10 protein-coding genes are annotated in these 10,162 nt (G+C 52.6%); 8 read left to right on the forward strand and 2 right to left on the reverse strand.

Going from position 1 to position 10,162, the window contains the following annotated elements:
- The first annotated feature begins 61 nt into the window (after positions 1–61).
- On the forward strand, positions 62–955 hold the full coding sequence (locus tag CPA45_RS21420) for a LysR substrate-binding domain-containing protein (protein ID WP_096655158.1): 894 nt from the start codon (positions 62–64) through the stop codon (positions 953–955).
- Positions 956–1,120: 165 nt separating this feature from the next.
- Here CPA45_RS21420 and CPA45_RS21425 read toward each other — a convergent pair whose 3' ends face one another.
- Positions 1,121–1,882, reverse strand: a complete 762-nt coding sequence (locus tag CPA45_RS21425; RefSeq protein ID WP_096655160.1) for a FadR/GntR family transcriptional regulator — start codon at positions 1,880–1,882, stop codon at positions 1,121–1,123.
- Positions 1,883–2,097: 215 nt separating this feature from the next.
- On the opposite strand from CPA45_RS21425, the gene CPA45_RS21430 reads away from it, so the two are divergent.
- The 6 genes from CPA45_RS21430 (at position 2,098) to CPA45_RS21455 (ending at position 7,969) form a co-directional block, all read left to right on the forward strand.
- Entirely contained in the window at positions 2,098–3,093 is a 996-nt protein-coding gene (locus CPA45_RS21430) for an asparaginase (protein WP_096655162.1), read from the forward strand.
- Positions 3,094–3,157: 64 nt separating this feature from the next.
- A complete protein-coding gene (locus tag CPA45_RS21435) occupies positions 3,158–4,159 on the forward strand; it encodes a TRAP transporter substrate-binding protein (protein WP_096655164.1) in 1,002 nt (333 codons plus the stop codon).
- A 58-nt stretch (positions 4,160–4,217) separates the two neighbouring features.
- Complete coding sequence (locus CPA45_RS21440; RefSeq protein WP_096655166.1) at positions 4,218–4,739, forward strand: TRAP transporter small permease; 522 nt, start codon at positions 4,218–4,220, stop codon at positions 4,737–4,739.
- A gap of 16 nt (positions 4,740–4,755) precedes the next feature.
- On the forward strand, positions 4,756–6,030 hold the full coding sequence (locus CPA45_RS21445) for a TRAP transporter large permease (protein ID WP_096655168.1): 1,275 nt from the start codon (positions 4,756–4,758) through the stop codon (positions 6,028–6,030).
- Positions 6,031–6,073: 43 nt separating this feature from the next.
- Positions 6,074–6,541, forward strand: coding sequence for a RidA family protein (locus tag CPA45_RS21450; protein ID WP_096655170.1), 468 nt, complete (start codon positions 6,074–6,076; stop codon positions 6,539–6,541).
- Between the two features lie 27 nt (positions 6,542–6,568).
- Positions 6,569–7,969 carry an amidase gene (locus CPA45_RS21455; protein WP_096655172.1) on the forward strand — a complete coding sequence of 467 codons (1,401 nt, stop codon included), beginning with the start codon at positions 6,569–6,571 and terminating at the stop codon, positions 7,967–7,969.
- 11 nt (positions 7,970–7,980) lie between these two features.
- Here CPA45_RS21455 and CPA45_RS21460 read toward each other — a convergent pair whose 3' ends face one another.
- Positions 7,981–9,015: a LacI family DNA-binding transcriptional regulator gene (locus CPA45_RS21460; protein ID WP_096655174.1), complete on the reverse strand. Its 1,035-nt coding sequence runs from the start codon at positions 9,013–9,015 to the stop codon at positions 7,981–7,983.
- A 179-nt stretch (positions 9,016–9,194) separates the two neighbouring features.
- On the opposite strand from CPA45_RS21460, the gene ltnD reads away from it, so the two are divergent.
- Positions 9,195–10,127, forward strand: a complete 933-nt coding sequence (gene ltnD / locus CPA45_RS21465; RefSeq protein ID WP_096655176.1) for an L-threonate dehydrogenase — start codon at positions 9,195–9,197, stop codon at positions 10,125–10,127.
- The last annotated feature ends 35 nt before the right edge of the window (positions 10,128–10,162 follow it).

Below are 10,162 nucleotides of genomic sequence, written 5' to 3' on the forward strand. Positions count from 1 at the left end.
TTGGATCAATCAAACGAAAAGATCTAAACTGAGCGTTAAGTTTTTCTGAAAGGTTGGCGCAATGAATCAACTATCTACTGAGGCGCCCAGCCGGGCCGCCTTACCGCTGCTGGACAGTGAGGTGCTACGCACCTTTGTGACGATTGCGGAGAGTGGTAGCTTCACCCGTGCCTCTCAACAGCTATTTCGTACCCCTTCTGCATTAAGCATGCAGATCAAACGTTTGGAAGAAACCCTGGGGCAGACGCTGTTTGTACGCGAGGCGCGCTATGTGCGGCTTACCGCCGAAGGCGAAATGCTATTAGGCTATGGCCGACGGCTGCTTAAGCTTAATGCCGAAGCGGTTACGCAGTTTTTAGCCCCCACGATAGAAGGACGCGTGGGGTTGGGGATAACGGATGATGTGGTGGGGCGGATTTTACCCAATGTGCTCGTCCAGTTTGCCCGCTCGCATCCGGCGGTGCAGGTGGATGTCGTGGTGGGACGCAGCGTAGAACTATTGGCAAAACTTGATGCGAGTGAGTTGGATTTAGCCCTGGTGATGGCCGCAGGGCCTGGTCAAGCTTCGCGTGGTGAAGTGGTGCATAGCGAGCCGCTGGTGTGGGCCGGTCGTGAGGGTGGGGTTGCTGTTCAGCGAACGCCTCTGCCGGTGACCTTGGCCCAACAGGGGTGTCCCTGGCGTAGAATTACGCTTAACGCGCTTGATCAAGCTGGTATTGCTTATCGAGTCGCTTATTCGTGCGACCATTGTGCCGGTCAGGAGGCTGCTATGCTGGCAGACCTAGCTATAACGGCTTTTCCGAAAAGCTTGATTCGCCCGCCGCTCAAACGTTTAAGCAACGATTTACTGCCGCCGCTAGGCGATTACCAAGTGGCACTGGTCAAGCGTGCTGGCAATGGTGATGCCAGCGAGGTGCTGGCGGAGCGGGTGGTAGAGGCGTTTCGGGAGGGGTAAGTAAATAGCCCTGCTCTTGCTTAGCAGGGCATCGTAATACAAGCGTGAAAAGTGTCACGATGACTTAAAGTCACATTGAGAGATACAAGGGGCTGTTGGCGTTCCACTCACGGCCGTGTTGGTGGCCGTTTCTATTGGGGGCAGGCAGGAGGCGTGATGTTTTCGTTATAAATGTGGCGCTGAGCTTAATCCAGTGTCGTCTTCATAGGTAAGGTTTGTTTCCCAGCTTTCGCTACTAACGGCAATGGCCTCCTGAATGCCTGCGCTATCACCTGCTTTGAAGGCTTTGTAGATAGCTTTATGATCTTTTAAGGCGGTTTCAGGTAGCGAGCGCATGGAGGTTTCCAGTGCAGCCTCAATCAGTTGCAGTAAGGTTTCGCCAACGCGAATCGTCATGGGGTTATGGGTACTGTGCAAAATGGCGCGATGAAAGGCGATATCGTGCTGAGAGGTTTGTGCACCTGACCGGATTGCCTCTTCCATAGCGTCGATGCTCTGCTGAATGCGTTGATGATCTTCTTCCGTTGCGCTCTTCATTGCTTGAAGGGTATACGCCGGTTCAAACATAAGACGGAACTCCAGCACATCCCGTGTCATACCCCGCGCCAAGATCATTCCAAACGCCATTGGGTCCACTAGCGGCGTACCGGGTTCACGGCGAATCATGGTGCCTTGACCGCGTTTGACTTCCACAATGCCAATGGCTTGCAGCATCTTGATGGCTTCGCGCACGCTCGATTTGCCAATCCCAAGGCTATGGGTCAATTCAGTTTCTGATGGCAAGTAATCTCCGGGCTTAAGGTCGCCGCGTATCAAGGCGCTCTTGATACGTTCAAGCAGTTGAAGTGCAACTGAGCTGCGTTCCAATGAATCTCCAAAAGAGAGTGTATTCGTCGAGGAAGTCTCGGGCTGGCGTTTCAAACTCATGAGGGCCTCGCGTTGCTTATCGGTGTTTGTGCATTCTATCAATCACGTAAGCCTAGCGGTTTAAGATACTCGACCGCATATACTTAAAATAAATATAGTTATTCTTTTTTGTTTGTTGCGTCGCCTTGCTAATGTCGTGTTGTTAGGTCTAGTCTGAAATCAGACATCTGATGTCTGCTGTTTGTATTGGCTAGACATAAAACATAGGAATCTGCATGACCAAAAAGCACATCGTGGTCTTGACGACAGGCGGTACGATCGCCAGCAAGCCCAGCGATTCAGGGCGCAGCCAGTCAGGTGCATTAAGCGGTGAACAGTTACTTGATCAGGTGTCGCTGCCTAAGGGCGTCGAGGTCACGCTAGAGGTGATGTCGATCCTACAAAAACCTAGTAACGCCGTCACTCTCTCTGATCTTGCTGAACTCTATCGTCACGGGCGAGAAGCATTAAACCGAGAAGATGTAGACGGACTGGTGATTACCCACGGCACCGATACGCTAGAAGAGACGGCTTACTTTCTATCGCTCACGCTGCCCGCTGATAAGCCTTGTGTAATCACTGGTTCTCAGCGGGCGCCTCACCAGCTGGGCACGGATGCCTTTAAAAATATCTGTGATGCCATTGTTGCGGCGACTAGTTCTCAACTGAGCCAGCTTGGCTGTGTAGTGGTATTTAACGAGTCACTCTTTGCCGCTCGCTATGCCCGTAAGGTGAGCAGCTTCCAGCTACATGGTTTTGATGCGCCTGGCGTCGGTTCGCTGGGTTATGTCGATGGACAGCGAGTAAAGCTTTATCACGTGGTAACAGAGATAGCGGTCCCCGTTAATGGATGGGATTTTCCGATACCTAGGGTTGATCTACTGCCTGCTTATTTGGATGCCTCTCCGATGCTGTTGAAAGCCTGCGTCGAGAGTGGGGCAAAGGCGGTGGTGATTGATGGTTTAGGGCGTGGTCATGTTCCACCTAGCTGGATGCCCCCGATAAGAGAGCTAATTAGTTCGGGCGTGCCTGTTGCGATAGTGAGTAGCTGCACCCAAGGGCCTGTGAATACCAGTTATGAATTTAGCGGCAGCCTAGCCGATTTAGCGTCGGCTGGGGTGCTAACGCTTAACGATATCAGTGCACGTAAGGCAAGGCTTGCCCTTGCCTTGTTACTGAGTAGTACCCCGCGCGAAGCGCTGGGGGATGCGATGGAGCGCATTCTGGCATGAGCAGTAAGTTGTTAAAAACTAAATAACTAATAAGCATTTATCATAACTACATAAGGTGCTGGACATGAAACTAACTCTGACGAAAGCCACTCTCTCCGCTGTTATCGCAGTTGCGTCTTTTGGCGCTGCTCAACTGCATGCAGCTGACTATACCTTCAGCTTTGCCCATGTGTTAATTGAAGAAACGCCTAACGGTCAAGCAGCACTGCGTTTTAAAGAAGAGGTAGAAGAGAAGTCTAACGGTCGGATTAAGATTAATGTATTGCCCGCCGCTCAGGTGGGTGGCGATGTTGAAATCATTGAGCAGATCCAAATGGGCTTGGTCGATATCGGTATTCCGCCTAGTGCCACTCTGGGCAACTTTGAGCCGCGCATGCAGATTTTGGATTTGCCGTTCTTAATTGCCGATTACGATACTATGGTGGAAACCTTGGATGGTGAAGTAGGTCGCGAAATTCTCGATACCCTGAATGGCCATAACATGTACGGTGTCAATTTCTGGGGTGCGGGTTTCCGGCATATTTCGAACAATGATCGCCCGATTGAAACGCCCGAAGATATGGCTAATATCCGCATGCGTACCATGCAAGCGCCGATCATTATTTCAACCTATCAAAACCTGGGCGCTAACGCGACTGCCATGGCATTTACCGAGGTGTACAACGGCCTTCAGCAGGGCGTGGTATCAGGTCAGGAAAATCCACTGGCCAATATCTACACTATGCGTTTCCACGAAGTACAGGATTACCTCTCGCTTACCAATCATGCTTACCACGCCTACGCAGCGGTCATAAACCAGGATTCCTGGGACTCACTACCAGAAGACCTGCAAGCGGTCATGCTGGAAGCCTTTGATAACGGTCGTGACACGTCACGTGAGTTAACGCTGCAGGACGAAGCAACCATTCTGGAAGCGATTCGAGATGAGATCGCTATCAACGAACTCACCCCCGAGCAGCGGCGAGCCTTTATTGAAGCCAGCATGCCAGTGCATGAAGAGTATGAAAATGTCGTCACTACTGAACTGCTGCATAAGGTTTATGACGCGGTAGGTATTGAGTATTAAGGCTAGGTTTCATAAACGAAACCGTTCTCTTCTGGCCCAGTAAGGGTGTAGATATCTCATGTTCGAAGCGCTCAATAGATGTCTTGATCGCTTGGAAAGTGTGGCGATGGTCGTTTTCATGTCGATTGCGACCGTCCTCACCACCATCCAAGTCGTTTATCGCTACGGCTTTAGCGGTTCATTATTTTGGGCTGAAGAAGTCGTTATCTATTCCATTATTTGTATGAGTTTCATAGGAGCCAGTATGGGCGTTCGTCATGGCACCCATATTTCTGTGGATGTGCTGAATTCGATGGCTACACCCGCTATTAATCGCTGGCTACATTTAATCGCGGCGCTGATTGGCATAGTGTTCGCAGGGTTTATGACCTACTACGGCTTTGTTCTCTATTTTAATACGCTCGGCCGCGGACAGCTGACTGCCGCACTGCGCCTTCCGATGGCATGGTTTTATCTGCCTATCGGAATATCCGGTGTGTTGCTGGTCTTGCGCTATGTATGGGTGATCAGGGAAGTATGGAATAAGCCTCCGGTAAGTCTCTCCGAAGAGCTTGTGGCTGAGTCGGATAAGCTCGTTTAACTCCTGGGGAGCGACCATGATTACTGCATTATTACCTATCTTTTTTGCCGTTCTGCTACTAGGGCTACCGATCTTTGCCTCACTTGCTTTGGCTGTATTTCTCGCCATTGAGTTTTTTGGCACCACTAATCCTGTGATCGTTCCAATGCGCATGTTTACCGGCATGAACAACTTCTCACTGATGGCGATTCCATTTTTTATTCTGGCTGCGGAGTTAATGCGTATTGGTGGCCTTTCAGATCGGCTGATCAATCTTGCTAAAGCGTTGGTTGGGTGGGTGCCCGGCGGCTTAGCTGCTGCTACTGTACTTTCATGCCTATTCTTTGGTGCCATTTCTGGGTCAAGCCCAGCCACGGTGGTGGCGATTGGCTCGATCATGTTCCCAGCGCTGGTAGCCGCTGGCTACGATAAACGCTTTGCCATTGGTTTGATTGCCACCGCAGGCACGCTAGGACCCATTGTGCCACCGAGTATTGCCCTGATTATCTACGGTTCAGTCACCGGAACTTCTGTAGGTCGTCTATTTGCTGCGGGCTTATTACCGGCCATTGTGATTGCCTCTATTTTGATCGCCTACTGCATTGTCTACAGCAGTATAAGAGGCTATGAGCGCTCATCTTTCCCTACGCTACGGGAAATTTTAGTGGCCTTTAAGTCTGCCGCTTGGGGGCTCGGCCTACCGGTGATTCTGTTAGGTGGCATCTATAGTGGCGTGTTTACCCCGACTGAGTCGGCAGCGGTAGCCTGCGTATATGGGCTGTTTGTTGGTATGGTGGTGTATCGAACCATCAATCTTAGGGAGTTGGCTGGAACATTAAGAAGTTCAGGGCTGATTTCCGCCACGCTACTGCTGATAACTGCTGGCGCCTCGGCGTTTTCGTGGCTGCTTGCGATTACCGGCACTCCTAGCCAGTTGGCCGGACAGGTACTTTCATGGACGGATGACCCCTTCCAAGTGATGGCGCTGTTTAACGTGGTGATGATTGTTGCCGGCTTCTTCCTCGACAGTGCATCAGCGATTATTGTGCTCTCTCCGCTTCTGCAGCCTATTGCCGCCCAAGTAGGCGTTGACCCTGTTCACTTCGGCATCATTACGCTGATTAACTTCTCGGTAGGCATGATTACCCCGCCCGTTGGGCTGAATCTGTTTGTCGCTATGGCGATATCCAAAATGTCATTGCAGGAGGTGTTTAAGGCCTGTTTGCCGCTGATTGGCTTAATGTTGATAGCGCTAATTTTTATCACCTATGTACCGTGGCTAAGTACTTGGCTGCCCTCGCTGATCTATTAACAAGCGACACTCAAAATATGCTAACCATTAAGGATAACGATTAATGAGCAAAACAATTCAACAAGCTGTTGCTGAGCAGGGTCTTATAATGCCCTCCATTCCTAAACCACGCGGTATGTTTTTACCCTGGTCTCAGTTGGGTAATCAGCTATTCCTAGCGGGTCAGATTTGTGAGCGTGGCGGTGATGTTCTTTATTCCGGCAAGGTGGGGGAGGAGTTTGATCTTGAAACCGGAAAGCTGGCTGCGCAGGCCTGTGCCTTGAACCTCTTGGCATCACTTAGCGACGCTGTCGATGGTGATTTCTCTCGGGTGGTACGCTGCGTGCGCATGAACGGCTTTGTCAATGTAGCGCCGGGGTTTCATGACGTACCGTTAGTGATTAATGGCGCCTCTGAGCTATTTGTCGCTCTCTTTGGCGATGCGGGACGCCACGCCAGAACCGCCATTGGGGTTGCGACACTGCCGGGCAATGCTGCGGTTGAAGTCGAAGCTATTTTTGAAGTGCGTTAATTACCGGCTGGAGGAGGTGCGTGAGCCATGCAGGATTCGCCAATTTTTCTACCCTTACGTGAACAGCGCGCACGACTTCGTACAGGTACTCTCACCGCAACAGCCTTGGCTGAGGCATCGATCGTCGCTTACCAGCAGCGTGGTCAACACGATCACTCCTACCTTACCTGGAACGGTGAATGTGCCTTGGCGATGGCAAACGCCACGGATGCGGTGCTTGCCCAAGGTGGCGATGCGGGTGCGTTAATGGGGTTGGCAGTATCCATCAAAGACATTTTCGCCGTAACTGGGCTGCCCACCTATGCGGGCTCCTCCCAGCGTCTGCCCAAACGATGGGAGCACTCTGGCCCGGTGGTGAGTGCGTTGTTAAAGCAGTTGCCTTCCGTAATGGGGAAAACACACACCGTCGAATTTGCCTTTGGCGGACTGGGCACCAATGCTCACTGGGGAGCGCCGCGCAACCCTTGGGATATCACCCAGCACCGCATGCCAGGAGGCTCCAGCTCCGGAGCAGGGGTCTCGTTAGTGGGTGGCACGGCAAGTTTGGCGCTAGGCACTGACACCGCAGGCTCAGTGCGTATTCCGGCAGCCATGACCGGGGTGGCGGGGTTAAAAACCACCGCCGGGCGCTGGTCGACCCAGCAAATCGTGCCGCTCTCCACCACGCTGGATACCCCAGGGCTGCTAGCGCGACGAGTGGATGATCTTGCCTTTGCGTTTGATGCGATGGATGCTGCTCTTAGCGGTAAAGATAATCGTGTCCCGGCGACGCCATCTCTTGCTGATCTGACCTTTGGTGTACCGGAAACGTTTTTCTGGGACGACTGTAGTCCCGGCATTGCGGAAACCGTGCGCGCTGCTATCAAACAGCTTGAAGCCGCCGGTGCAAGGGTAGTGACGTTGGAGCTGCCTGGGATCGGTGAGGCTTACGAACTCTTCAAACTGGGCGGCGTGGCCGCACCGGAACTGGCGGCGTTTTTAAAAACCGAGCTGCCCGAGATGATCGATTCTCTTGATCCTAATGTCGCTGCGCGGGTCAAAGCCGCTGATGATATGCCTGCTTGGGAGTATGTGCGTCGACGCACGCTGCTGGATTCTCTCTATGCTTCGGCAGCCACTCGTATGGCCGATGTTGATGCGGTACTTACGCCTACGGTGGCGATTACCCCACCTACTATCGAGAGCCTTGCGCCGGAAGGTGCCTACCCCAAAGCCAATATGCACGCCCTGCGCAATACAGTAATCGCCAACTTCCTTGGCTTATGTGCTCTAACGCTGCCGGTTGGAAAAGATGCTGCCAATATGCCCGTAGGCCTGCAAATAATGGCTGGCCCATGGCAAGATGCTAGGTTGCTGGCGATTGGGCAGGCGGTTGAAAACGAGCTTGGAACGGGCTTAGAGATTCTTGGTCAACCGCCTATGGTGTGAACCCAAATAGGTTATGTACTGCCGCCAGTCTGGAGCGTAAAGCCGACATCGTGCTGGCGTCGGTAGACATTTTTACCGCTGAGTCGTCGAATAAGCTCTTTGGCGGCTAAGCGGCCCATCTCTTCTCTGGGTGAGAGGATAGTGGTGAGCTGGGGCGTCACATGCTGGCCAAGGGGCAGGCCATTAAAACCTGCAATGGCGATATCTCCTGGCACACTTAGACCTTGGCGTTGAGCGGCTAACAGGGCTCCTGCCGCTAGGTCGTCATTGGCAAAATGGATGGCTTGGGTATGGGGGTGTTGCGCCAATACTTGGGTCAGGCTCTCTGCACCGGCCTGAAGGCTACCTAGTGTGTCGAGTTCCACTAAGGGCGCTTCGATCCCCTGGGCTTGTAGTACCTCTCTATGTCCCTCATAGCGCATGCCTGCACGGTAATCCTGAGTGAGTCGCGCGCCCACATACACAATATGGCGGTAGCCTCTATCAATCAGGTGGCTAGCCATACAGCGGCCAGCGGCAACGTGGTCCAAGCCTACATTTAGGTCCATTCCCTTGCCCAGCTCCATCACTTCCATAATAGGGTGGTCCCAGTTGGCTAGCAGCGTATGGCATGCTTGGTTATGGCGCAATCCAGCGGTGACCAGTGCCGAACATGACCAGCCAAAAAACGTGCGTACCAGCTGGTACTCGCGATCTAGGTCGTAGTCGGTATTACCCAGCAGTATCTGGTACCCCTCGGCTTCCAGGGTTTCCTGTAGGCCTTTGATGACTTCCACAAACACCGTATTGATAAGTGAAGGCACAATGACCGCAATTAAGCGCGACCGTGAAGAGGCGAGGCTACCGGCCACAAGATTAGGCACATAACCTAAGCGCTCGACAGCCTCCAAAACATTGCGTCGCGCGTTTTCGCTAACTTTGTCTGGGTGATTCAGTGCTCGTGAAGCCGTAATGGGCGATACCCCTGCCGCTTGCGCGACTTGGCTAAGCGTGACTTGGTCTGAGTTGCGGCGCTGTTTAACGGTGGCGGGGGAGTCTTTAGACATTGGTCGCACGTCCCTGATGTTCAACTTGTCGATTCGCAAAGAATAATCTAAAAGGAATGGTAGCGCTATCATGATAGCGCTACCATTCCTTTTCTAAGTTGCTTTGTAAGCTGCTTTATAAGTAACGAATCAGCGCCGAGACGATAACAACAATCAGCACAGTAGCGAGGTATTGGCAGGTGAGTAAACGTAGCGAACAAACACTTCAAGTAGGCGTCGTTGGCCTAGGAGCTATGGGGATGGGCACTGCCACTGCACTACTCCAAAAGGGGCTAAGTGTGACCGGCTGTGATATTTCCGCAAATGCTCGCGATACCTTTGTGGCCGCAGGTGGGAGCAGTGTTGCAACGCCTGCGGAACTCGCTCACTGCCATATCGTGCTGGTGGTTGTCGTCAATGGCGCACAGGTTGAGCAAGTGCTGTTCGGCAAACAGGGAGTCGTTAGCCACTTGGCGTCAGGCAGTCTGATTATGCAGTGTGCGACAGTGGCGCCGAGTCAAGCCAAGCAGCTTGGTGAACGCTTGGGCGCGGAAGGTTTGATGATGCTGGATGCACCCATTAGCGGTGGTGCGGCAAAAGCCAAAAGCGGAGAACTTTCGGTGATGGCTTCCGGTACACCTGAGGCATTTAGCTGCGCCCAAACCGTGCTGGATGCCATGGCGGCTAACGTTTACCGCCTTGGTGATGAGCCTGGCATTGGCTCTAGTATGAAACTGGTCAATCAACTACTGGCAGGAGTGCATATCGCCACGGCTGCCGAAGCTATGGCACTAGGCATTCGCATGGGGCTCGACCCTGAGGTGATTTACAAGGTGATTACTCACTCTGCGGGCAATTCGTGGATGTTCGAGAATCGTGTGCCGCATATCCTGAGTGGTGATTACACGCCGCTTTCCGCAGTGGATATCTTCGTTAAAGATCTCAATATCGTCCATCAAACCGGCCGCGAATTGGCGCTGGCAACCCCCGTTGCCGCAAGCGCCTTGCAGCAGTTTACCGCTGCCAGTGGTGCAGGTTTTGGTCGTGAAGATGATTCAGCGGTGATCAAGGTTTATCAGCGGCTATCAGGAATTACCTTGCCGGAAGCCGCTAACGATGCCCTGGGAGGATGAAAATGGGCATTGAAAAGCACATTGTGCTAGGTGCA

Origin of the sequence: Vreelandella nigrificans (assembly GCF_002374315.1) — a bacterium.
Taxonomy (GTDB): Bacteria; Pseudomonadota; Gammaproteobacteria; order Pseudomonadales; family Halomonadaceae; genus Vreelandella; species Vreelandella nigrificans.